This window comes from Porphyromonas somerae, from assembly GCF_022845615.1.
Taxonomy (GTDB): domain Bacteria; phylum Bacteroidota; class Bacteroidia; order Bacteroidales; family Porphyromonadaceae; genus Porphyromonas_A; species Porphyromonas_A somerae.
In genome coordinates this window covers 1,198,675-1,222,203 of the sequence record NZ_AP025559.1, presented here as the reverse complement: position 1 = coordinate 1,222,203, position 23,529 = coordinate 1,198,675, and the positions used below count along the sequence as shown (strand labels likewise).

The window sequence follows — 23,529 nt, the reverse complement described above, 5'->3', positions numbered from 1 at the left end:
ACAACAAAAGAATTTATATACAACTAAGACAAACAACTTCTTATGGAATTAAACTTAATCTTAGCATACCTCGGCATCTTTATGATGGTAGGTGTCAGCGGTATTGGTAGTGCGTACGGACTTTTTTACACAGGTCAAGCGGTGATCGGAGCAATGCGCAAAGACCCTACCCAAATGGGTAAGTATATCGGTCTTTCTGCTCTTCCCTCATCTCAGGGCCTTTATGGATTTATCGGCTACTTCTTTGCAGTTAGCAAGATTACTCCTGAGATGACGTTCCAAACCGCAATTGGAATACTCATCCTTGGACTGCTTCTTGGTATTGTAGGAGTCGCTTCTGCCAATAGACAGGGACGTATCCTTGCCAATGGTATCGCAGCAACAGCTGATGGTCACGATGTATTCGCCGCAACTATGGTGATGGCTGTGTTCCCTGAGCTATACTCCATCCTATCACTCTTGGTGAGCATATTGGTTCTAGGTACAATCTAATCTTAGAGTATCACAATAATTATAGACCCCTCACTTGCCTTTTGACAAGTGAGGGATCTTGTTTTTCCCACGCTCTCCCCCCCCCCTTCATTGTAAATCTTCTTTGTTCATCTATTAAAGAGTATCTATTGTAGAGAGTTCATATATTGAGTTGAAAATGGAAGGCCTTTGTATAGTTTTTTACATCATAAAATATTGGTACCTTTAGAAAAACTAATACATAACTAAAATCGAGAGCTGGTATTATGATTTCATGGGGCTACATATTTAGTGGAATACTGGTCCTTATCATTATAGGATTGATTTGTGTCATTCTATTAGAGAATCGCAACCCTCATAAAGCGCTCAGCTGGGTGCTGGTCTTGACCTTATTGCCAGGACTTGGGGTGGTTTTGTATCTACTCTTTGGTCGTGAGCAGTGGCATCTAAAGAAAATCCAAAAGCATGCGTATGATAGCTTTGATCTAAGTAGTACTCCTACCTCATCTAATATCTCTGAAGAGCTACCCGCTGAGCAAAGTGAGTATCGACTCCTTAGGGACATGGTGGAGTATGAAACTAGTGCTCGAATTTTGAGAGCGGATGAGGTGGCGATCTTTAGAAGTGGGGTGGATAAGGTGGATTCGCTACTTGAGGATATTCGAAATGCCCGCCGATTTATTCACGTGGAGTACTATATCTTTCTTGATGATCACACTGGCACACGTGTGGCTGATGCATTAATTGAAAAGGCTAGGGCGGGGGTAAAGGTGCGTGTGATGTGTGATTACGTGGGAAGTTTTAGGGCTAGAAGGTCATTCTATAGGCGGATGACGGATGCTGGGATTGAGTTTCGGCAGTTTCTGAAGGTTGTGATGCCTTCTCTTCGTAGCGACATCAACTACCGTAATCACCGTAAGGTAGTCGTGATTGATGGTAATATAGGGTATATAGGGGGGATGAATATTGCGGATCACTACACGATAGGTAATAAGAAAGGGCGTTGGCTGGATACTCATTTTAGAGTAACTGGTATGGCTGTGAATGGTCTGGCATCGGCCTTTATGAGTGATTGGAGATTTGCAAGTAAGATCGCTCTTAGTAGAGATTACTACCTTAATCCTACTGAAGAGTTTCAGATCCCGAGTGTTAATCTTTCTGTAGCGTATCAGTCGGCGATTAAAGTCCGCAATGTGGGGATGCAGACTTTTTCGAGTGGCCCGACCAATAAGTTTAGAACGCTCTTGCAAGCATGGAGTAGAAGTATCTATGAGGCTAAGAAGCACATATATATTGAAACCCCTTACTTTTTGCCTACTGATAGCCTTAATAAAGCGTTGATCGGTGCTGCACTGAGTGGGGTGGAGGTGCACTTGGTGCTACCTTGGAATAGTGATGCTCTGCTAGTGAAGTATGCCTCACAATCTTATTATGCTAATCTACTAGAAGCGGGGGTGAAGATTCATCGTTTCAATGGGGAGTTCAACCACTCTAAGCTGATGACAGTGGATGGTAGGATTTCTTATATTGGTTCTGCTAATATGGACTTTAGAAGCATGGAGTTCAACTTTGAGCTGACATCTATTATCTATAATGAGCAATTTACCCAATTGCTGGAGCAATCGATTAAAAGCAATCTTGAAACTCATTGCGTACCTATTGATTCGTATCAGTGGAGGAAGCGCAAGATAGGTTTAAGATTTTTGCAGTCGATATTTAGACTGTTTTCTCCTCTGCTTTAATCTCTTAGTGAGAGCATTCTTTTTTATCGTCAGTTTATCTATGTGAGAATGCCAATTCGTGCAATATTCTCTTCTCTCCTATTGTCGTAACAAGAATGTAACACGCTCGTAATTTCTCTGCAATTACTATATGCTACCTTTGCGGTGAAATAGGTGGTAGGGTTAGGCAGTTAGTCCACTCGCCCTTGTATAACAATTGTTTTTAGAAAAATGGTATGAAGCTAAAGAGATGTGTAGAGACTAGTGTACTCCTAATACTTGTGATGTTACTAGCAAGTTCGTGTGGCAATAAAGAGGTATCACTGAGTGGAGCAGGCGCCACATTCCCTGAGTTTTTTTATAAAGACATCACTAAGCAATTTGGTGATGAGTATGGCATACGTGTAAGCTATGGTGCTACTGGTAGTGGTGCAGGTATCCGAAATCTGCAGGACTTGACTGTAGACTTTGGCGGGACCGATGTATTTCTGAGTGATAAGGAGATGGGTGCTATGCCTGAGATACTGCATATCCCTACTTGTATTGGTGGGGTGGTGATGGGGTATAATCTACCACAAGTTGATCAACTTAATATGACTCCTGAATTGGTGACTAAAATATACACTGGTGAAGTGACCAATTGGAATGATCCTCTGATTGCATCAATAAATCCTGGCATTAACTTGCCCGACCAAGCTATTACCCCTGTGTATCGTAGTGAAGGTAGTGGCACGACTGCTGTATTCACTGGATTTATGAGCGAAGTAGATGAGACTTGGCGAACCACTATCGGGGCGGGAAAATCGGTGGACTTTAGTAAAGGTATTGCTGCAAAGGGTAATCCTGGGGTAGCAGGGGTGATTTCTCAAACTGTGGGTGCTATTGGTTATCTAGGGTCTGAGTATGCATTGGCACAAGATATCCCTTCTGCCAAGATGCTTAATTCGCGAGGTGAATATGTGGAGGCCAATATGGAGACGATTTCTATTAGTGCTAATACCACTGATATGCCCGCTGATACGCGTATGGTCATCTCCAATTCTCCACAAGTAGGTGCATACCCGATCAGCACATTTACCTGGATTATAGTTTATAAAGAGCAAGCTTACAATAATAGAACTATTGAGCAGGCTAAAGCACTTCAAAATTTCTTGCTCTACATTGTAGGGGATAATGGTGCAGCAAGTGCTAGAAAAAACTACTTCTCTCCTCTGCCTGAAGTGGCTCGTATGAATGCTATCAATGTAATTAATAGCATGACTTACGATGGTCAATTGGTAAAGGATATTACTATAAAGCAGTAAAATAAAGTGGTCAGTGTATTAGTCTTTTCTAATTACTGACCACTTGGCATTAATGGCTAATATGAGAGATAAGCTATTTGATCTTCTGCTACTAGTATCTGGAGTAGGGGTGATACTCATTGCAGGAGGGATCCTCTATGCACTTACCTCTGAGAGCTTGCCTGCTATTAAGGAGTTTGGTCTGATTGATTTTATGACCTCTACTGAATGGTCGGATCGATCACAGTCGTTTGGAGCCCTTCCTTTTATTACTGGCACATTGCTTACTTCATTGCTAGCGCTATTATTCTGCATCCCTTTCTCTCTTAGTGTGGCACTATTTACAGGTGAATACTTTAGGGGTAAAAAGGTGGCTACCGTAGTGAGTGCAATAGTAGATTTGCTTGCTGGTATTCCCTCAATTGTGTATGGACTATGGGGCTTTTATACTGTTCGCCCAATTCTTATCATGCTGAATGTCAATGCACAAGGGTTTGGTGTTCTTCTCGCCTCAATTGTATTAGCTATCATGATCATCCCTTATGCCTCTTCTCTAAGTGCCGAATTTATTGGTATGATTCCTAGGGATTTGAAGGAAGGAGCTTATAGCTTGGGGGCCACTAGGCTTGAGGTTATTAGAAACATTAGTGTGCCTGTAGCGGGTAGTGGTATATTCGCTGCTTACATTTTAGCTTTTGGGCGTGCCTTAGGCGAGACTATGGCGGTCACCATGTTGATCGGTAACACGAGTGGAGTACCGCTAAGTCTTAGGGATACAGGTGATACGATGGCTAGTGTAATCGCCAATCAATTTGGAGAAGCGTCGGGAGTAAAGCTGAGTGCTCTCTTTGCCATCGGTTTTCTGCTCTTTTTGATTACAGCGCTGATTAACCTCATCGCAAAGGGAATCGTGAATCGTATTAATAGAAAATAGCAAGGGATCCATAAATGAAAAGCATTGACGTCATTTCAAAGCGAACAGGAAGTCCAAAGCGGCGACAGGCACTTAGCCGAACAGCTTATGTAGTAGTGATTGTCTTTAGTCTACTCACTGCTATTCCGCTTCTCTCTATATTGATTGACTTGGTGGTGAAGGGTTGGAGCCATTTCAATATTGACCTATTTACTCAGTCTACTCCTTCAGGCATTTTGAATGGTATTACAGGGACCTTTATGATGCTTTTGATTGCGACAGTCCTTTCCATTCCTTTAGGCCTTTTTACAGGTATCTTTTTATCCGAAAAGCAGGATGCTAAGCTTACCAATGTAGTTCGTACTCTGACCGATATTTTACAAGGTGTGCCGAGTATCGTTTGGGGAATTGTGGTTTATATGCTAGTGGTTAAAACCATGCATACTTATAGTGCTGTGGCTGGAGGGGTCGCCTTAGGCTTTATGATGATCCCGATGATTATTCGTAGTACAGAGGAGGGGTTGAGGATGGTGCCAGGAACATTAAAAGAGGCGGGTCTGGCTTTGGGTGGCTCTTATACGAAGGTCATGTTTACCGTTGTGGTCCCTAGTGCGTTTGGCAGTATTTTTACTGGGATCCTTTTGGCAATATCTCGTGTAATGGGCGAGACAGCTCCTCTGATGGTGACCGCTCTTGGTGCCACCTATGTCCACTTTGATTTAACTCGTCCGATGAGTGCAATAAGCTTACTTATTTGGGAGTTTTACAGTAACCCTATTTTGGCTGACTTAGTTTGGTCGTCGTCGCTCTTGCTATTGCTTTTGATCTTAGGAATGAACCTTCTCGCGAAGTCTGTGGCTGCCAAGTGGAGGATATAAGTTTTTGATGAATATGAATGAAATAAAAGTAACCAATAGACCGGTCTCCCCTGAGGTGCTTTCAAGAGATGGTGCCACAGGTAAAGAGCTGTCCCCAATCATAGAAGTAAAGGACCTATCAGTATCATATAGTCCAGAGAAAAAAGCGATTAAGAGTGTCAACTTGACGATTTACAAAAACCTCGTAACTGCTATAATGGGACCAAGTGGCTGTGGAAAGAGTACCTTGCTACGGGCTATTAATAGAATGCATGATCTGTATCCCGATATTAAGGTGGAGGGTGAAATCCTTATTGAGGGTGAAGATATGCTTGCTATGGATCCGATGATTGCACGCCGTAGAGCTGGTATGGTATTTCAGCGCCCCAATCCATTCCCAACGATGTCTATTGAGGATAATGTATTGGCTGGATATAAGCTGAATGGGATCAAGCTCTCTAAAGAGGAGAAGGAGGAGATCGTACAGACAAGCCTGGAGAGTGTAGCTCTTTGGGATGAGGTGAAGGACGCTATGAAGAAGCGTGGCTCTTTTCTTTCTGGAGGGCAGCAGCAGAGACTCTGTATCGCTAGAGCTCTTGCTCTAAGGCCTGAAGTGCTCTTAATGGATGAGCCGACATCTGCTTTGGATCCAATCTCTACTAATAGAGTTGAGGAGCTGATTATGGAACTTAAGGAGCAGTATACGATTGTCATTGTGACGCACAATATGAGTCAGGCTGCTAGACTGTCGGATAAGTCGGTATTTATGTATTTAGGGGAGCTAATTGAGTATGGTGATACGGACCAAATGTTTACGAATCCGAAGCACAAGGAGACGGAGGCGTATCTCACAGGTGTATTTAGTTAATATCATTGCCATTTATGATGATGAATAATCTTTATTCTAATAGAATTAAGGAGTTGCAGCTGCAGATCCTACGTAATCAATTTGAGCTGATCTCAAAAAACACAATACTGCAGCTGACTATCTTGAAGCAGCTATTTGATGAACCGAAAACTCAGGCACTTTATGAAGAGGCTCTATCTAATGAAATCATTATTGATCGCCTGGAGGTGAAAATTAGGGAGGAGGTAGCCTTTTCGATATTCAAGTTTTCGCCTGTAGCTGAGGACCTCAGACGGATCATTGCTTATCAGGATCTGACTACGAACCTTGAACGAATTGGGGATATGACACTTAATATCATTAGATTTGTGAGAGAATTGCCGATGAGTGATACTCGCCTTTATGAGGTGAGAGGTTTGATTATTCAGATGACGGATCATGTCACTCAAATGGTGCGAAATGCAGTGATGTCTTTTACAAATGAATCGTATGAAACTGCTGTGGAGGTGATTGGTAGTGATGAAGTAATGGATGAGATGTACCATAGCTTGAGAGCACTGCTATGTAAGCTTTTTTCTCACGTCGAACTTCAAGAAAACGATGTGCAGGTGTTGCTTAATCTAGAGGGAGTGGGGCATAATTTGGAGCGATGCGGAGATAGTGCCACAAATATAGCAGAGTCTACCATATATCTAGTAAAAGGAAGCGATATAAGACATGTTAATGATGGAGAAAGCTAAGAAAATTCTTGTCGTTGATGACGAGGTGGATATTACCGATATTCTACAATTTAATCTAGAATATGAGGGGTATGAGGTGGTCACCGCTTCTTCGGCAGAGGTGGCTATGGAGATGCTAGACGAAACCTTTTGCTTGATTATCCTAGATGTGATGATGGGGGGAATGTCGGGCTTTAAGATGGCTGACTATATTCGCAAGCAGGGAAATGAGATCCCAATCATATTTCTTACTGCCAAGGATACTGAAAATGATATGCTGACAGGCTTTTCGATAGGGGGAGATGATTATATCAAAAAGCCTTTTTCAATTAAGGAGTTGATTGCTAGAGTACATAGCGTTCTTAGCAGAACCTATAGCCACCGGCAAGATAATTCAAGTGAAAAGAACCACGGCATTTTGCATAAAGGGGCAATTACTATTGATTTGAATGCAATGGAAGTCTCTACGCCTGAAGGTGTCATTGAGGTGACAAAAACGGAATATGATATCCTCAAGTTGCTCGTGACAAGTGAAGGGAGGATCTTTTCAAGAGCTGAAATCTTGGATAGTGTATGGCCAGATAATAGCCTTGTACTAGAGCGTACCGTGGATGTACATATTGCCAGATTACGCAAGAAGCTCGGAGAATATGCGGGATGTATTGTGAATAGAGTAGGCTTTGGCTATACCTTTAGTGCAAATTAATGACCTATAATTATGAAGTTACAAACTAAATTTACACGGCGATTATTTGGGTGGATTATCTTAGTCACTGCTCTTTTCGCTACTTCTTTGGTGGTAGTACAGCAGCGGAGTGAGGCACAGTATAGACTTAATCTACTTACCTCAAAGTTGGATAGCTATAATGAGTTGATCAGTAAATCCTTTGACCTTGGTCACCTAGACTCACTCGTATCGGACCTTCCAGATGAGTTAAGGATCACTATTATTGCCAATGACGGGAAAGTCCTTATGGATAATGAAGCTGGCAATGTATCGGGGATGGAAAATCATGATAAACGACCAGAGCTAAGAGAAGCGCGCTTTAATAAGCATGGTGTAACTAAGCGAAAGTCTGCTACAATGGATAGAGATTTTTTGTACTATGCCACTTATTATGACGATCACTATGTCCGCACAGCGCTTCCTTATGATTTAGAGCTGCAACAAAAACTCAAGTCGAGCCGAGTATTCATCTATGTCTCTATCACTTTCTTTTTGTTGATGGCCCTCTTTGTATATCTACTTACAAAGCGATATGATCGGATGCTCATGCAGCTCAATAAGCTGACTAAGCAGATAGCTGATGGCGATTATGAGCAAGATATAGATGTGGGGGAGACTGAGTTGGACGATGTGTCGGAGCAACTCTTGAGGATACTAAGACAAAAAGAGGATGCAAGGCATAAGATTGAAAATGCTAAAGAAAGACTCATTCAACACTTTAAGCTCTCGCATATCGGGATCGCTCTCTTTAATATGGTGCACAGTGTAGAATATGCCAATGCTCACTTTATTCAATATGCCAATTTGCTGGCTAGTAACCCTATTACTGATGCAGGCGAACTGATCGAAGACCCTTTGATGCTACCGATAAAGCATTTTATTGAGGATAAGTCTGAGGAGCAGCACATATCAATTCTGATCCCTAAAGGGGGGAAGACTTACGAGGTGAAGGCTCTTAAATCGGAGTATGGTAGTTTTGAAATTACTATTGAGGATATTACTGAACAGGAAAAGAATCGGCAGCTGAAGCAGGAGATGACCAGTAATATTATGCATGAGATACGTACGCCATTAACCTCTATACGAGGATACCTTGAGACACTTAACTTTATGGAGCTTCCCGAAGATAAGCAAAAGCACTTTATTGAAAAGGCGTATGACCAAACTCTTAGACTTAGTGATTTGATGAAGGATATCGGATTGCTGACTAAGCTAGATGAGCCTACTAGGGCATTTGAATTCAGTACAGTTTCGCTTCACCAGATTGTGGAGGAGGTAAGAGTTGCTTTCCTCACTAAGATCAATGAGAAAGGTGATAAATTGCAAAACAATCTGCCTGAGGAACTTCAGGTAAAGGGAAATGAATCACTCCTCTATTCAATATTCCAAAACTTGGTGGAGAACTCCTTGAGATATGCCGGAGAGGGGATTGAAATGGTGATTAATTGCTATCATCAAGATGAAAATCATCTCTTCTTTAGCTACTATGATACTGGTAAGGGAGTAGATGAAAAGCAACTTAGCCGCATCTTTGAGCGATTCTATCGTGTGGATGAGGGACGAACTCGAGAAAGTGGAGGTACTGGCCTAGGATTGAGTATCGTAAAAAATTCTATCCTACTACATGGCGGTGAAGTAGAGGCTCGCATTCACTCATCGGGAGGACTGGAGATCTTATTCAATCTCCATAAATAGGATGCAAAAAGAGAGAGGACCTTTTATGGGTCCTCTCTCTTTTTTTTATTTGATTAGTCTGCCCCTTATTCGGCAAATTGACTTCTCCCTTTCTCGTAGGCATTATTGCCTTGGCAGTCAATAGCTACGATTACAGGAAGTTCTTCAACTTCTAAGCGACGTATTGCTTCTGGGCCTAGGTCATCAAATGCAATCACTTCAGCTTTCTTTACTCTTTGTCCCATCAAAGCAGCTGCACCACCTATGGCAGCAAAATAAACTCCGGTTTCAGACTTAAGAGTATCAATCACCTCTTGGCTACGAAGACCTTTGCCTATCATAGCCTTAAGACCTTGCTTCATAAGGGTAGGGGAGTAGGCATCCATTCTACCAGCAGTGGTAGGTCCTACCGATCCAATTGGCTCTCCAGGCTTTGCAGGAGCAGGTCCAGCATAATAGACGATTTGCCCTTTGAAGTCAAAGGGCATAGGCTTACCCTCCTTAAGCATCTCTACCAGTCTTAGATGGGCTGCATCTCTGGCGGTATAGATAGTGCCAGAAATATAGACCATATCGCCTGCATGCAGTGTCTTAATAACATCGTCAGTCAGGGGAGGGGTTATAATGCGTTTATCTGTACTCATTTTAGTAGCTTATAAGTTTGTGTCTCTTACAATACGCCATGGGCATGTCGTGTAGCATGGCAGCCAATATTCACAGCAACTGGTAGTCCCGCAATATGTGTGGCACCTACCTCAACATTTACAGCAAGTGCGGTAGTGGTACCACCAAATCCAGCAGGGCCAATTCCTAGTTTGTTGATACGCTCCAGAAGCTCCTCTTCGATGGCTTTGATGTGTGGCTTGTTACTGTGTTGACCTACAGGACGAAGTAAAGCATGCTTGGCATAATAGGCACAACGCTCCATCGTACCGCCAATACCTACACCAACAATAATGGGAGGACAAGGATTGGCACCGGCCTCTGATACAACCTGAACTACATAGTCCTTTACACCCTCAACACCTTGACTTGGTGTAAGCATCTTGAGTTGGCTCTTATTCTCACTACCAAAGCCCTTGGGAGACACTTCTATTTCAATTTTATCACCAGGTACGATGTTATAGTGTATTACAGCAGGAGTATTGTCTTTGGTATTCTCCCGAAGAATAGGATCATTGACTACTGACTTCCGTAGATAGCCCTTTTCGTAACCCTCTCTAACCCCCTCATTGATTGCATCTTCAATAGATCCACCAATCACGTGTACATCTTGCCCAAGGTTAACAAAGACAACCGTCATACCGGTATCTTGACAAAGAGGTTTCTCTTGGGTGCGGGCAATGTGGCTATTTTCGAGGAGGGTTCCCAATATTTCTTGTCCCAGGGGAGATTTTTCTATTAGTTTGGACTCCGTAATCTTTTGGTGAATGTCTGGAGTCATAAAGTAGCAGGCTTCAATACATAGCTTACTGACAAGCTCTGAAATCTGCTTTACATTGATTTCTCTCATATCTATACGTTAGTATTTCTTGCCTAAAAAGTAGAATGAGTTTCTATTATTGATTTCTTCGTGGCTCTTAGGATCTTTATCCAGAAGACCTATGAGGCAGTAGGCGTCGTACCTTTTGTCGTAGATGAGCTCCTTGTGTAATGAAAAGTTCTCTATTTCACCTGTAGAACGGACATGAATACGAGGACCATCACAAGGCTTTATCTCATTACCCATTCGGATATGGTCTTCATCATAATAATCAATAGAGATATCCTCATTGATTAAATGAATAATTTCTTCCTCAAGTCGGTCCAAATCGCTTCGTGAAAGTTTTGGATCCTCATTGAATTTCAAGACAAAGCCCGAGGGTACATCAGCACTATAATACTTAGACATATCTAGCCCGAATAGCTTATCTAGTGCATAGCTTGCTACCTCTTCGGCAGAGTGAGCCATCTTACGATAAAGCAGTGAAGTGTGAACAATATCGTATAGAGTTTGTGGTTGGGGCCCAAAAATGCTAGGTCGTGTAACGATGATCTCCTCACCAATAGCAAAGATGATATCGGCATTGCGGCCTAGTGCTTGATTGAGTAGATTGAAGTGCTCTACAACTACTCGCTTGCCCTTATCCAGAGCCTCTTGAACAAAGTCAACGATTTCATACATCTGAGTAAATGCAGTCTGAAATCGCATGTCAATATGGTAGGTAGAGGCCTCTCTGAGGTTTTCCATCCCTTGCCTTACTTGCATAATCTTACGAGGGTCAAGGACATCATCGTCATTAGCAAGTTCTAGACCAGGAAATATTCCCTTAATCAGTGAACTTTTACCGCTCCCTGCGTCACCGATAAAGCCGATAAGGCGATCTGTAAAGCTCAGATGAAAGTGAGCCAATTGCTCCCCAAGGGTAAGGAGTCTCTCCTTACCCCTAGGGGCATAGTATTGCGTGGAGACCCAATGCTCCTGCAATCTCTTTGGCTTTGCACTGTGATGATTATGCATCAAAAGTAAACTTCATGAGTGGAGCGTGCTGTTGAGCACCATACACATCAGTCTCTCCTAGTGCACCACTAGGAATTGGACGCTTGATGGTAGCCTTTACTGCCTTTGCAGGGTCGAAATAAATCACCTGTAGCACATCCTCCTCGGCAATGCCGTAAAGCTTTGCGAAAGATGACTTATTAATAGGCTCATGCTTCTTGAAGAAGTTGTAATCATCAAAGGTCTTGAATATAATATCGAAAGTAAGCTCGTAGGGACCAGAGTTTTTACTTCTGATCACTGAAGCCATATCGACTAACTTATATGTTTGCATAGTTTTATCCTTCCTTTATTTAGCTACTCCATTATTGAACTCACGGTAAGTAATAGGGAAGAGAGCCGTTGGGCTTTCTACCTTCATTAGGTGATAGACATTGAATTCAAATACTTCACCCATGTGTGCGTCGGATGGTGAGAATGGCAATGCGAGGTTACCAGCAGTAGAGATACGACCCTCATAGCCAAAGTGTAGCAACGTACTACGTGCAAAACTACAAATAGTATCAGCCTCTTGCTGTGTAGCTCCTACTGCTTCAATGATGATGAGAAGCTCGTTGCCAGTATCACACTTAACGCCTGGGAACATATTCATCACGCCACCCTTTCCATAGACCTTAAAGTCTAGGAAATAGTTGCTCATTCCGTAGTCCTTAAAGTTATTATCCACTCTTGCACGTACCGCCTCGGTGATCTCATCTACCTTGCTGATGAAGATAGGGTCTGTAACACCGGCTACAGCAATTGTACGATATCCTACACGCCTTACACCCTCTAGCTTCACGAAATAACCATCGGTTGGCTCAAATACTGTACCGGCTACACGTACTCGATTATCGGCTACCTGCTCGAAAGTGGTATTGTGAAGGTTAAGACGTCCACCAGGACCAGGTAACATATAAGGATTTGACTTCTCATAAAGAGTATGAGCAGCAATAGATAAGGTAGTACACTTACGGTCTGGAGAAAGAGTCTCTAGCTCAAAGTGATCCTTACGGAGGTATCCAAACATACAGTCACTACCACTGCCTGGAAGTGCACAGATAGCTGCACACTCTAGGATCTTACCCATGTGGATAGCTAGTCCTTTTGGATAACCCTTAGAGATAGCTAGTGCGGAGAATACAGTTGGGTCGTAAGCACGACCAGCGAGGATCACTTGAGCACCATTATTGAGCGCCTCAATAAATGGCTCCTCACCCATCTGTGCTACGATACGTACTGCATCGTCAATGTCCTGCTCCTTGAGTTCGGGTGCTGGAGACAGTGGAGTGATCTTACCATCCTTAAAGTACTTACGTACTAGCTCCTTATCAAACTCAGCTGAAATCTCTGCATACTTAAAGGTTAGCCCCTTAGCCTGTGCGATCTCCTCAATGATCTTGCGATTAATCTCTACGTGAGGGCGACCACCTGAACCACCGGACGAACCAATGATTACAGGAATACCTGCCTCAATAGCTGCAGGAATCATAATCTCAAGGTCACGCTTTACAGAATTACGATCTGTAAAAGAGATGCCTGCACCTAGATAGTATGGACCTGGGTCGGTAGACCCTGCATCCACAGCAATGACATCTGGTTTACGCTTCATACCCTCTTGGAATGACTCCAATGGGAAGCCATAACCAAGAATAGCGGTTGGGGATAATACTCTAATCTCTTCCATTTCTTTCTTTATACTCACTTAGATGATGTCCTTAAGGGCAATAATTCTACTCATCTCATTGTACACAAGCATGTAGCCTTCATCTACACCCATACCAGGCTTAGCTAGCATTTGGTCTGGAGAGGTGGCCATGGCGATGTGTGCACAGATCTCAGCAGAGCGGTTGGTCTCGTTACAAGTACCACCTAGATAAGCTCCCATATCGTGCTGCTGGCAGTAAAGCACAGCTTCAATAGCATTATTGATGCCACCAAGGTCTGGGGTCTTGATCTGAGCCATATGCCCAGCTTTCTCCTTAGAGAAGTCGATGATATCCTCTAGAGTATTGCACCACTCATCGGCAACAATCTCTGCAGAGCATCCCATTTCATCCATATGTTGGCGGATAGCGTGAAGTGCCTTGATTTGAGCTTGCTTCTCCTCAACGTCTACTGGACCCTCAATACGGAGGTGGAATGGCTTAGCTACCTCTGCAAGGTCAGCGATATACTCGGCAATCTTCTTAAAGTCGTTGTCAAATACCACTCCAAGGGTACCATATACGTCGATGTGGAAGATAGGGTTATAGCTCTCACAAGTACGCTTTTCAATCACTCTATTGCGTAGCCACTCTACATAAGCACGTAGCTTCTCGCCCTTAAGACCAGTCTTTTGCTCTACGTGGTTGAATAGTGCGTGAGGAAGCACCTCTGCACCCTTCATGATCATCTTATCTGCATTGACGTAGCGATCGTCACCAGACTGAGTAAAGATAGGAATCATCTTATCAGCAATCTTGGTGTTGTACTCCTTAGCAATCACCTGAGCCATAAGCTTGTGCTGACTCTTAGCAACTGCATCAAGACAAGCTTGGGTCACACCATAACGGATTGCGGTGTGGAAAGCCTTTCCAGTCTCTGGGCGTACAAACTTATCCACTCTATCAGCCATTTCGCGGAAAGTGGTAATTTCCTTACCCTCATACATCGGAGCAATCTCCTTGAGGATTACAGGAATGAAGTTCTTAGCTAGGAACAAAGGGTCACGACCACCTGCACCAGAATACTGAACTGCTGCGCAGTCTCCGTGAGCTATTTGTCCATCCTCTAGAATAAATAGAACGGAGATAGACTCACCTGCCTGACGAACACTCGTAAAGCCCTCTGTAACAACTTCTCCTGAGTAGAAAGCACCATCACTTACGGCACCTCTCTTGATGGCACGCTGGTCGTCAAAGTAAAAACCTGTCTTACCAGCTGCACAAACTACCTTTTTGATTTTCATAATTGTAGTATATGTAGTTAATTGTTTTGTTTGTATTTTCTATTGTTATTGCTTGCGACCAACAAGGAAACCCTTGCTGATAGCATATACGTCGTCAATCACCATCTGGAAGCTAACAGTACGATTTTCACTCTTGGCACGCTCCTCTAGCTTCTCACGGTGGAAGTTGAGAATGTCCTGACTGAGTGGAAGGTTGCCAGAATCCATAATGCGGACTGCACCATTATTATCACGGGCAGGCATCACCTTTCCGGCGTTGTACTTGCTTGGAGCAAAAGGAATATCGAGTACTCCAGATTCGAAGGCAGCAATGACACCTTGTGCAAGGTCTCCATTACCTAACTCGAACACCTTATCCAATATCTGGTTAACCTCTGCCTCAATAATCTCAGCCTCGGCAACTACCGCTGGGATATTTGTAAAGTCTTGGTCTCTTAGCATAGATATCACCTGTTTAGTAGCACGAAGACCAGCGGCATTCGCCTCCATAGTAGGTACACCCATCGCCTCGTGAGGAGTCTTCACGATAACCTTAGTAGCCTTGGCAAGAGCAGCAGCAGCTGAGCCCCAAGAGATCACGCCAAACGCCTTTGCCTCGTCTTGTGGAAATCCTCCCATCCATTGGTGGAATACTGTGGTTACCTTTGCATCACCAAATCCATACTTGGCTAGATACTCATTAGTTTGCTTCTTCAGGGCACGGATCGCAGCCACATCTTGGATGAGGTTACCACACTGACCATATCCCACTGTGAGGTCTTTAACACCTTGTGTGGCAGCCAAGAGAGCCTCAATGATCGCCACAGAGTTGGAGATACATGGAGGAATCAATGTACCTGTAAGGGGCCCGAATGGCTCGCGGTTAATATCAACACCAGCTTCTGCATACATACCACACAGTCTATCTGTATACTGCCAATAGCGGATGGTTTTAGCTAGTGAGTGATCCTTAGAGTAGGGGATATTGTAAGAGATGCCACCACCCTCGTAAGATGTAAATCCACCTGCAATTGAAATCTCAGTTAGGAGTCGTGCATCAGGGGTACCGTGTCTTACTTGCACTGGATTCCTCAATGATGAGGTTACTGTACGGCAAATCTCTACTCCATAGTTTACAATTGGAAAACCATTAAGCATCGAGCGCCCGCTCTCCTTACTCTTCTCAATACCTACTTGTGCTTCGTTGTATCTATTCAGACGTGTGTAGCTATCAACAGTAGATGGGAGAAGATCTGCCTCGCCTTCTCTCTCAAGAAACTGTAGGAGCTTAATGTGCTCATCATAAAGTGCTACACCGGCTCGAGGCTGAATCAATGTTACACCAGCTTTATCAGCTTTTTGGAGCTTCTCATCAAAGCGCTGTGACTTTGGAATCTTTTTCTGGTATTCTACGGCCTCTTCAAAGTCTACATGTGCGCCAGTAGGCCATTGTTGTAAGACCTCTTCTCTCTCTTTTTGAAATTCTGCATCGCTAATGCGGACGTTACGGATTTCCATACTATAGTTTACTTATATATAAGTGTGGGTTGTTAATTGTCATAATCTCATATAATGATAGAAGCTACTAAGCGTATCTTCTATGTAATTTAGTTCACCAAAACGAGCTCTTTCTTCATTATTTTAAGTGCCACGTCTGGTAGTTCTTGGCTGAGTAGCCCCATCGATGCCATAATATAAGTTTTGTCGATCATGAACTTTGGCTCCTTTGGTCTAGCAGCTTCAAAGTGTGCAGGATCAAACTGAGCCCCACTAAGCACGAATGCTGGGTCATCACTATGGATAATGGCTCCACCAATGCCCAACACATTTTCGACTTTAGTGAGGTCTTTCCCATCAATGGTATATAGTTGACCCATAGGGGTATACACTGACTTCATATGCCCAACATGCCGATCAATTGCTATTGAGACAGCCCCTTTGGCTAGAGCCTTTTCCATCTTGGACTCTCTATCGTCTGTGGCTCGTGTGGAGGGCTTTGCTACACAAGTATTGACCCAATCCTGTAGCTCATCAGCTGTGAGTCCCAGCTCAGCACCTACATCGTGTAGGTCAAGCTCATCGGCTAGTGATGAGAGGCTATACCTCATGCCTAAGTCGCCCTCAACGGTACGCTTATTATGAGGCTCTGGAAGCCCTCTTTGTACAATATTAGCAGATTGTGGCTCACCCTTAGCAATTGAATAGACGTCAGTGGTTGCTCCACCTAAGTCTACAGCCAACATCTCACCAATCCCTTTTTCGTTGCGTGTACCCATACTGAGTAGCTCGCACGCTCTCAAAACTGCCAATGGGGTAGGGATGATTTCATTATTGGCCATAGCCTGAGCTTGGTGCAATCCTTTGGCATCAATAATTTGGTCAATAAATAGCTGCATGATACACTCTTTTGCAGGAATCACATTGAGTGTATTGAAGTCGGGCATCACGTTATCTGTAATGACGTGTGGCCTTCCTGCCTCAGTCAGTATTCTATCTACCTCTTCCGAAGCATTTTTATTGCCAGCCACTACGATAGTGAAATTGCCTTTAACGGTCGACAATCGCTTGGCATTATTGATAACGGTTTCGCGATTACCACCATCAGTCCCTCCACAAAGGAGTATCAAGTCAGGAGCAATCTGCTCAATTTCCTCGGCTTCCTTACGGCTAATCTCAAAGGAGTAGGTCTTAACCACCTTTGCTCCTGCACTGCTAGCAGCTGTTCGAGCTGCTTTGGCAGTCAGTTCTGGGACAAGGCCCGAGGCAATCATCTTGAGCCCACCTGCTGCACTGCTGCAGCACAGAAAACGGTCGTATTGCCAAGGGGATCCAAGTTTGTTTGCAAGATCACTAAGGGCATTTGAGAGACCCTCCATCACGTCAGTCTCAATAGTAGTAAAGGCGGCACCTGTAGCTACTATCTCGCACTTGTCGGTATCAATAGCTGTCACTTTGGTGTACGTGCTTCCAAAGTCAGCGGTAAGGTACTTCATCTTTTAGTCAGATATTATTAAGTCGTTTGATATATGCAAATGCATAGAATTTAGACATAATGCTGAGAAGTACTATAGCCCAAAGATCTTATGTAGGTCTTCTATGGTTTTTTCGATTGGGGTATTTGGTGGATAAACACAGTCAAAGCCCATTTTCTTAAATCGAGCTTCTACATCTTTAAACTCCTGCTTACCTACAACGAGGTTACCACCTGCTAATAGTGGTATATTCTTTAGACCAGCCTCATCGCACTTTTCTCTTAGACCTTGGCAGTCAATCTCACCATGACCATAGAGCGAAGAGACGAGAATAGCATCAGCATTAGTCTCTATAGCTGCGTTAATAAATTCGCTTTGAGAAACCATCACTCCAAGATTAACCACCTTGTAGCCTGCTTGAGATAAGGCATAAGCGATGATTTTGTTGCCAACCGCATGAGCATCAGCTCCTATCACACCTGTTACAACGGTTTTTCCATTCATAGTCAATAAATACTCTTCTTGCTTTTGAGTTCGTATTCGGGTTGTAATTATTTTTCTGAGGCAAGTGGGTCGTTATTCCCGATATCCATACCCAAGTGTCCCTTTCTCATTATTTCCACAAAGATAAGTATAAAATAAGACTATAGCTCACTAATTCATCAATACTTGCTAAATAACAATTTCGTATGCCGTTGGAGAGAAAATTGGCAAAGGAATCTACTATGTTTTGTGGTTCTTTTTGTGCCCCCAACGATTAGGCTTTAGGATAGGTAAAAGTTAGTTGCAACTAAGCAATCACTGAGTTGCAACTAAGCATTTGCCGAGATGCAACTAACCGATCGCTTAGTTACATCTCAGTTAGGGGTTAGCTATAGTGCTTTATTTCAGTTAATTATAAAAAGCATTTGAGCTCCGCCTTAAGACATCATGCCTGCATCTAAATTTACAATTGATGGCCAACCAAGATAATGTGGGTATAACTTTCCGGCAATAAGAGATTGAGGACCTAAAAGTCCTTGAATATTGGTGGGTATTCTCTTCACTAGGTTGAACCGCTCCCACGAAAATACGTTGAAGCATGAAGTATAATTACATTGAGATTATACTGAATATGGATATATTTGTATCTTTGTAAAAGGTAAATATGATATAGGTACTACATTATAGAGGATGGTATCGTAATTTTAATAGTAATAAGAAATGCTGACAATTAAATATCTTTTGGAGAATAGCGATGAAGCTATTGAGAGACTGGCGATTAAAAATGTAGATGCTCGCGAGGTGATTGAAAAGCTACGTGCTCTTGATGAAGAGCGTCGCTCCACTCAGAGTGCTTTGGATAACTCTCTTGCGGAGCAAAATAAAATCTCCAAGGAGATAGGGCTTCTGATGCGTGAGGGAAAGCGTGAAGAGGCCGAGAAAGCTAAGTCAGCCGTATCGGAGCTAAAGGAATGGTCTAAGGATTTAGAGGCGAGAAAAAAGGAGCTGGAGTCTCAGATCCATCAGCTAGTTATTGAGTTACCTAATGCTCCACATCTATCCGTGCCAAAAGGACTCACTGCTGAGGATAATAAAGTTGAAAGAACTGGAGGTGAAATTAGACCATTCCCAGAGGGGCTTGAGATACTGCCTCATTGGGAGCTAGCAAAGAAATATGACCTTATTGACTTTGAACTCGGAGTTAAGATCACAGGAGCTGGATTTCCTGTATACAAAGGATATGGTGCTCGTTTGCAACGTGCTCTTATCAACTTCTTCTTAGACAATGCAAGAGAGGCAGGTTACTTAGAGGTTCAACCTCCTTATGTAGTCAATGAGGATTCGGGATACGGAACAGGTCAGCTACCAGATAAGGAAGGTCAGATGTATCATTGCGATATAGACAATTTATATCTGATCCCTACAGCGGAAGTCCCTGTAACTAATATCTTCCGTGACGTGATTGTAGAGGCTAAGGATTTTCCTATTAAGGTAACAGCATACTCTGCTTGTTTCCGTAGGGAGGCTGGTAGCTATGGGAAGGATGTGAGGGGGCTTAATCGTCTTCATCAGTTCGATAAGGTTGAGATCGTACGCATTGATCACCCTGAGCACTCTTATGAGTCTCTCAAAGAGATGGTCGCCTATGTTGAGAGCCTGGTGCAGAAGCTAGAACTCCCTTATCGTATCTTACGCCTGTGCGGTGGGGATATCAGCTTTACTTCAGCACTAACATTTGACTTCGAGGTCTTCTCTGAAGCACAAAAGAGATGGCTTGAGGTAAGCTCTGTCTCCAATTTTGAGAGTTTCCAAGCCAACCGCCTAAAATGCAGATTTAAGAATGATGAGGGAAAGACTGAACTATGTCATACACTGAATGGTAGTGCGCTGGCTCTACCTCGTATTGTAGCTGCACTTCTAGAGAATAACCAGACTGCTGAAGGCATCGTAATACCCAAAGCACTACGCCCCTATACTGGGTTTGACATCATCCCTCTACCAGAGAGTCGTTAAACGAAGTTTATTGCTCTCTATCTTATTGTTGTATGGTTTGATAGTGAGCACTAAATAGATATTGGTATGAAGATTAAGGTATTTACGAGGGGAGTCGTAGTTGTATTAATGAGTCTTCTCTCATGGGGGGCTTGGGCACAGACAAGTAGGCTGCCTAAGTCTGCAATCTTTACGAGTGGTGAAGAGTTGCAGTATAGTATCAACTTTCAGTGGGGGTTGATTAAGGGAAAACTCGCTGAAGCATCTATTACAAATAGGCAAACGCGAGACGGTCAATACTTTAGTCAGTTATTGATGCGTACCACTAGCCTTGCTGATACTTTCTACCCAATGCGCGATACTCTGGAGACCCTCTATAGTGCACAAAAGCTTCCTCTTAGATTCGAGAAGCGTGTCAATGAAAATGGTTATATCGCTAATGATATCTCGACTTATAACTACTCACCATCAACCATCAGTGTAAAGAATACGCGAAATGCTAATGGGGAAATCAAAGTCGATACCACTATGATATTTAAGAAGTCGGAGGTGGAAGTGGTAGACTTGCTATCGACTTTGGCACTATTGCGCACTTTTGATTATGTAAATACTACCAAGTCATCGCCTATCAAGGCGACTGTATCGCTCGGTAGAGACAAGGTGAATGTAGAATACCAAGTACTTGGTACAGAGACTATCTCTATGCCGGATGGCACAAGGAGGCAGGCAATGAAGGTAGGTATAAGGGTGGATGATAAGACGTTTAAGAAAGGCAAAAGCGCAATCATAGTGTGGCTAACTAGGGATCGAGACCAGGTGCCTGTTAAGATTAAAGCCGAACTGAAAATAGGCTCGGCAAATCTACAATTAACATCCTATAAACGGAGCTAGTTCTCTTTGTTTCATGGCAACAAAAGGAAAGGAATTAAGATCCCCTAAGGGAGGTCTTGATGTATATGCTATATTAGAAAAGTATTATCAGAAACACTCGCAAGCCTATCAAATCCTCACCATTCATAGCGAATGTGTAGCTAAAAAAGCGTTGGAAATTGCGAGGAGAAGAAAAGAGTGGAAGCTGGACAAGGCTTTGATATACGAGGGAGCGATGCTACACGATATAGGTATATTTAGATGCGATGCACCTAGTATTGGGTGTGTGGGTGAGGAGCCCTATATTAAGCATGGAGTTATCGGTAGTGAGCTACTTATGTCTGAAGGACTTCCTAAGCATGCTTTGATCTGTGAACGGCATACTGGTGTGGGGATAACGTTGGAAATGATCATCCAAAGAAATCTCCCTTTACCACACCGAGAGATGGTGCCTATATCTCTTGAAGAGCAGATTATCTGTTTCGCAGACTGTTTCTTTTCAAAAAGTGGTGATCCCACTAAAGAAAAAAGTGTGGAACAGATTGTCAAAGGTATGAGCAAGCATGGGGCTGAGCAAGTCTTGAAGTTTCAAACTTTGTGTAAGTTGTTTTTAGACTAAGCGATGTCATATAAAAATAGAGGGTGCATAAAGATTTATGCACCCTCTATTTCTGGTATGACGGGCATGTCATACATCTGTGGTGAAAGTCCACTCGGGGCGTAGTTGCCAACGAACCCCATAGCGACTTGCAAGTTTCAAGGGGTGACCCTTGGGAGAGAAGAAGCAATAGCGAATTCGTGGCCTGACGAACAGAAACCTAATACCAAGGCGTATCAAGCGGACAAGCTGGCCAGAGACAGTGAAGTTCCTAAAGGCAACCGTTAACCTTGATGCGTAAATTAGGCAGGTAAACGATGAAAGATGTATGACTTATCCCGTGAGGCCTCGGCAGTCCTATAGGATAGTAACAACGAATGTCGAGGAGTCAGCAGAGGTCGAAGTAGCCGTTCTCGTGCAGGACAAGGCGAAGGACCGAATAATTTGTAACGTTAATCAAGAATGTATGTTCCGATGTCTTTGCTGACGAGTGGCAACGTTCAAAACGTCAATGCGAGCGCCCACATAGAGCTAAGCACGTATGCATTGGAAGCGGAAATTAAGAAAGACGGAAGATGAAACTAATCGAACAGATAGTCGCCAAGAATAACGTACGCGAGGCACTCAATCGCGTTGTGAGCAACAAGGGCGCCTCGGGTATAGACGGCATGAAAGTCGAGGAACTCCGCGGCTACATGAACGCCAACTGGACGAGCATCAAGCAGTCCATTCTAGAGCGCAGGTACAAGCCAGCCCCTGTACGGAGGGTTGAGATACCTAAGCCCAACGGAGGCGTACGCAAGCTAGGTATCCCGACAGTTATCGACCGAACTCTTCAACAATCGATTGTCCAAGTCCTCACGCCTATCTTCGAGGCAGAGTTTCAAGAGAACAGCTACGGCTTCCGCCCCGGCAGGAGCTGCGAGCAAGCCGTACAGAAGCTTTTGGAATACCTCAACGCAGGAGCGGAGTGGATAGTTGACATAGACTTGGAGAAGTTCTTCGACAATGTTCCTCAAGACAAATTGATGAGTTATGTAGGTCGGGTCATCCAAGACCCAGACACCGAAAGCTTGATACGCAAGTATCTGAAGTCGGGCGTAATGGAGAATGGTCTTTACGAAGCTACAGAACTCGGCACGCCCCAAGGTGGCAATTTGTCCCCCTTGTTGAGCAATGTGATGCTCAACGAGCTAGATAAGGAACTCGTGAGACGGGGTCTGCACTATGTTCGTTACGCTGACGACTGCATTATAGCAGTAGGAAGCGAAGCCAGTGCCAAACGAGTGATGCACTCTGTCACCCAATGGATAGAGCGTGTCCTCGGGCTCAAGGTCAATGCCACCAAGACACACGTCTGTCGACCGATCAAACTCAAGTACCTCGGTTTTGGATTTTACAAATCCCCTCAGAGCAAGCAATGGACGGCAAGACCTCACGAGGACTCCGTAGCGAAGTTTGTCAGGAAACTGAAGAAACTATGCAAACGCTCGTGGAGCATCTCCATGACTGTCCGCATCACAATGCTCAACAGAGTGATACGTGGATGGATAAACTACTTTGCCATTGTAGCCATGAAAGGCAAGATGGCAGGGATAGACGAACATCTACGCACGATGTTACGTAAGGTGATATGGAAGCAATGGAAAACTCCACACAAACGAGCCTGGGGACTACGCAAGCTTGGTATCTGCAACGACTTAGCCAAACTCACCTCCTATTGCGGAGACCGCTACGAATGGGTGGTGAGACGTACAGGCGTGGTACGAGCTATATCGAAAGATGTACTTGCCCGCAGAGGCCTTGTAAGTTGCTTAGACTACTATGCGATTAGACACTCTTTGAAAACGAATTAAACCGCCGTATGCCGAACGGCACGTACGGTGGTGTGAGAGGGAAGGAAACGAAAGTAGGTCAGAAAACTTTCGTTTCCCGACCTACTCGATTACAAAGTT

22 protein-coding genes are annotated in these 23,529 nt (G+C 43.7%); 13 read left to right on the top strand and 9 right to left on the bottom strand.

The annotated features are described in order from the left end of the window. Positions 1-42: 42 nt before the first annotated feature. The 9 genes from MWL85_RS05380 (at position 43) to MWL85_RS05340 (ending at position 9,233) form a co-directional block, all read left to right on the top strand. On the top strand, positions 43-492 hold the full coding sequence (locus tag MWL85_RS05380; protein ID WP_021903543.1) for an ATP synthase subunit C-like protein: 450 nt from the start codon (positions 43-45) through the stop codon (positions 490-492). Between the two features lie 245 nt (positions 493-737). Continuing rightward, positions 738-2,213 carry a cardiolipin synthase gene (gene cls / locus MWL85_RS05375; RefSeq protein ID WP_244401751.1) on the top strand — a complete coding sequence of 492 codons (1,476 nt, stop codon included), beginning with the start codon at positions 738-740 and terminating at the stop codon, positions 2,211-2,213. 215 nt (positions 2,214-2,428) lie between these two features. Beyond that, positions 2,429-3,496, top strand: a complete 1,068-nt coding sequence (gene pstS, locus MWL85_RS05370; protein WP_244401750.1) for a phosphate ABC transporter substrate-binding protein PstS — start codon at positions 2,429-2,431, stop codon at positions 3,494-3,496. Positions 3,497-3,557: 61 nt separating this feature from the next. Continuing rightward, positions 3,558-4,409 carry a phosphate ABC transporter permease subunit PstC gene (pstC, locus tag MWL85_RS05365; protein ID WP_244401749.1) on the top strand — a complete coding sequence of 284 codons (852 nt, stop codon included), beginning with the start codon at positions 3,558-3,560 and terminating at the stop codon, positions 4,407-4,409. Positions 4,410-4,423: 14 nt separating this feature from the next. Then, a complete protein-coding gene (gene pstA, locus MWL85_RS05360) occupies positions 4,424-5,266 on the top strand; it encodes a phosphate ABC transporter permease PstA (protein WP_244401748.1) in 843 nt (280 codons plus the stop codon). Positions 5,267-5,273: 7 nt separating this feature from the next. Next, a complete protein-coding gene (gene pstB / locus MWL85_RS05355) occupies positions 5,274-6,113 on the top strand; it encodes a phosphate ABC transporter ATP-binding protein PstB (protein ID WP_244401747.1) in 840 nt (279 codons plus the stop codon). A gap of 14 nt (positions 6,114-6,127) precedes the next feature. Further along, positions 6,128-6,832 (top strand): phosphate signaling complex PhoU family protein, encoded by a 705-nt coding sequence (locus MWL85_RS05350; RefSeq protein WP_018027979.1) that lies wholly within the window; start codon positions 6,128-6,130, stop codon positions 6,830-6,832. Continuing rightward, entirely contained in the window at positions 6,816-7,517 is a 702-nt protein-coding gene (locus MWL85_RS05345; RefSeq protein ID WP_244401746.1) for a two-component system response regulator PhoB, read from the top strand. Before MWL85_RS05350 ends, MWL85_RS05345 begins: the two co-directional genes overlap by 17 nt. 12 nt (positions 7,518-7,529) lie before the next feature. After that, on the top strand, positions 7,530-9,233 hold the full coding sequence (locus tag MWL85_RS05340) for a sensor histidine kinase (RefSeq protein ID WP_244401745.1): 1,704 nt from the start codon (positions 7,530-7,532) through the stop codon (positions 9,231-9,233). 65 nt (positions 9,234-9,298) lie between these two features. Here MWL85_RS05340 and MWL85_RS05335 read toward each other — a convergent pair whose 3' ends face one another. The 9 genes from MWL85_RS05335 to glmS form a co-directional block, all read right to left on the bottom strand. Continuing rightward, positions 9,299-9,856 (bottom strand): Fe-S-containing hydro-lyase, encoded by a 558-nt coding sequence (locus MWL85_RS05335; protein WP_018029173.1) that lies wholly within the window; start codon positions 9,854-9,856, stop codon positions 9,299-9,301. Positions 9,857-9,882: 26 nt separating this feature from the next. Continuing rightward, a complete protein-coding gene (locus MWL85_RS05330) occupies positions 9,883-10,725 on the bottom strand; it encodes a fumarate hydratase (RefSeq protein WP_244401744.1) in 843 nt (280 codons plus the stop codon). Between the two features lie 9 nt (positions 10,726-10,734). Then, entirely contained in the window at positions 10,735-11,712 is a 978-nt protein-coding gene (locus MWL85_RS05325) for an alanine-tRNA synthetase second additional domain-containing protein (protein WP_244401743.1), read from the bottom strand. Further along, positions 11,705-12,025, bottom strand: a complete 321-nt coding sequence (locus tag MWL85_RS05320; protein ID WP_021903535.1) for a DUF4387 domain-containing protein — start codon at positions 12,023-12,025, stop codon at positions 11,705-11,707. Before MWL85_RS05320 ends, MWL85_RS05325 begins: the two co-directional genes overlap by 8 nt. Positions 12,026-12,040: 15 nt before the next feature. Next, on the bottom strand, positions 12,041-13,417 hold the full coding sequence (locus MWL85_RS05315) for an acyclic terpene utilization AtuA family protein (RefSeq protein WP_021903534.1): 1,377 nt from the start codon (positions 13,415-13,417) through the stop codon (positions 12,041-12,043). Positions 13,418-13,435: 18 nt separating this feature from the next. Then, positions 13,436-14,680 (bottom strand): methylaspartate ammonia-lyase, encoded by a 1,245-nt coding sequence (locus MWL85_RS05310; RefSeq protein ID WP_018029168.1) that lies wholly within the window; start codon positions 14,678-14,680, stop codon positions 13,436-13,438. 45 nt (positions 14,681-14,725) lie between these two features. Beyond that, positions 14,726-16,177, bottom strand: coding sequence for a methylaspartate mutase subunit E (locus MWL85_RS05305; RefSeq protein WP_018029167.1), 1,452 nt, complete (start codon positions 16,175-16,177; stop codon positions 14,726-14,728). Between the two features lie 89 nt (positions 16,178-16,266). After that, positions 16,267-17,652, bottom strand: a complete 1,386-nt coding sequence (gene glmL, locus MWL85_RS05300) for a methylaspartate mutase accessory protein GlmL (protein WP_244401742.1) — start codon at positions 17,650-17,652, stop codon at positions 16,267-16,269. A 72-nt stretch (positions 17,653-17,724) separates the two neighbouring features. Continuing rightward, entirely contained in the window at positions 17,725-18,135 is a 411-nt protein-coding gene (gene glmS, locus MWL85_RS05295) for a methylaspartate mutase subunit S (RefSeq protein WP_018029165.1), read from the bottom strand. A 699-nt stretch (positions 18,136-18,834) separates the two neighbouring features. Between glmS and serS the strand changes: the two genes are divergently transcribed. The 4 genes from serS to ltrA all read left to right on the top strand — a co-directional run bounded on the left by serS (position 18,835) and on the right by ltrA (position 23,430). Then, positions 18,835-20,127 (top strand): serine--tRNA ligase, encoded by a 1,293-nt coding sequence (serS, locus tag MWL85_RS05290; RefSeq protein ID WP_244401741.1) that lies wholly within the window; start codon positions 18,835-18,837, stop codon positions 20,125-20,127. A gap of 66 nt (positions 20,128-20,193) precedes the next feature. Beyond that, the gene (locus MWL85_RS05285; RefSeq protein ID WP_021903530.1) at positions 20,194-20,997 is read left to right on the top strand and encodes a DUF3108 domain-containing protein; all 804 of its coding nucleotides are present in this window, start codon (positions 20,194-20,196) and stop codon (positions 20,995-20,997) included. 13 nt (positions 20,998-21,010) lie between these two features. Beyond that, a complete protein-coding gene (locus MWL85_RS05280; RefSeq protein WP_244401740.1) occupies positions 21,011-21,595 on the top strand; it encodes an HD domain-containing protein in 585 nt (194 codons plus the stop codon). A gap of 554 nt (positions 21,596-22,149) precedes the next feature. After that, a complete protein-coding gene (ltrA, locus tag MWL85_RS05275; RefSeq protein ID WP_244401739.1) occupies positions 22,150-23,430 on the top strand; it encodes a group II intron reverse transcriptase/maturase in 1,281 nt (426 codons plus the stop codon). The last annotated feature ends 99 nt before the right edge of the window (positions 23,431-23,529 follow it).

Bases quoted from the DNA above. Each gene is read 5' to 3' on its own strand.
- cls (WP_244401751.1), top strand. From the start codon at position 738: ATGATTTCATGGGGCTACATATTTAGTGGAATACTGGTCCTTATCATT.
- MWL85_RS05320 (WP_021903535.1), bottom strand. From the start codon at position 12,025: ATGCAAACATATAAGTTAGTCGATATGGCTTCAGTGATCAGAAGTAAA.
- MWL85_RS05380 (WP_021903543.1), top strand. From the start codon at position 43: ATGGAATTAAACTTAATCTTAGCATACCTCGGCATCTTTATGATGGTA.
- MWL85_RS05285 (WP_021903530.1), top strand. From the start codon at position 20,194: ATGAAGATTAAGGTATTTACGAGGGGAGTCGTAGTTGTATTAATGAGT.
- MWL85_RS05330 (WP_244401744.1), bottom strand. From the start codon at position 10,725: ATGAGAGAAATCAATGTAAAGCAGATTTCAGAGCTTGTCAGTAAGCTA.
- pstS (WP_244401750.1), top strand. From the start codon at position 2,429: ATGAAGCTAAAGAGATGTGTAGAGACTAGTGTACTCCTAATACTTGTG.
- pstC (WP_244401749.1), top strand. From the start codon at position 3,558: ATGAGAGATAAGCTATTTGATCTTCTGCTACTAGTATCTGGAGTAGGG.
- MWL85_RS05350 (WP_018027979.1), top strand. From the start codon at position 6,128: ATGATGATGAATAATCTTTATTCTAATAGAATTAAGGAGTTGCAGCTG.
- glmS (WP_018029165.1), bottom strand. From the start codon at position 18,135: ATGAATGGAAAAACCGTTGTAACAGGTGTGATAGGAGCTGATGCTCAT.
- MWL85_RS05315 (WP_021903534.1), bottom strand. From the start codon at position 13,417: ATGGAAGAGATTAGAGTATTATCCCCAACCGCTATTCTTGGTTATGGC.
- ltrA (WP_244401739.1), top strand. From the start codon at position 22,150: ATGAAACTAATCGAACAGATAGTCGCCAAGAATAACGTACGCGAGGCA.
- MWL85_RS05305 (WP_018029167.1), bottom strand. From the start codon at position 16,177: ATGGAAATCCGTAACGTCCGCATTAGCGATGCAGAATTTCAAAAAGAG.
- serS (WP_244401741.1), top strand. From the start codon at position 18,835: ATGCTGACAATTAAATATCTTTTGGAGAATAGCGATGAAGCTATTGAG.
- MWL85_RS05345 (WP_244401746.1), top strand. From the start codon at position 6,816: ATGATGGAGAAAGCTAAGAAAATTCTTGTCGTTGATGACGAGGTGGAT.
- pstB (WP_244401747.1), top strand. From the start codon at position 5,274: ATGAATATGAATGAAATAAAAGTAACCAATAGACCGGTCTCCCCTGAG.
- MWL85_RS05335 (WP_018029173.1), bottom strand. From the start codon at position 9,856: ATGAGTACAGATAAACGCATTATAACCCCTCCCCTGACTGACGATGTT.
- MWL85_RS05310 (WP_018029168.1), bottom strand. From the start codon at position 14,680: ATGAAAATCAAAAAGGTAGTTTGTGCAGCTGGTAAGACAGGTTTTTAC.
- MWL85_RS05280 (WP_244401740.1), top strand. From the start codon at position 21,011: ATGGCAACAAAAGGAAAGGAATTAAGATCCCCTAAGGGAGGTCTTGAT.
- pstA (WP_244401748.1), top strand. From the start codon at position 4,424: ATGAAAAGCATTGACGTCATTTCAAAGCGAACAGGAAGTCCAAAGCGG.
- glmL (WP_244401742.1), bottom strand. From the start codon at position 17,652: ATGAAGTACCTTACCGCTGACTTTGGAAGCACGTACACCAAAGTGACA.
- MWL85_RS05325 (WP_244401743.1), bottom strand. From the start codon at position 11,712: ATGCATAATCATCACAGTGCAAAGCCAAAGAGATTGCAGGAGCATTGG.
- MWL85_RS05340 (WP_244401745.1), top strand. From the start codon at position 7,530: ATGAAGTTACAAACTAAATTTACACGGCGATTATTTGGGTGGATTATC.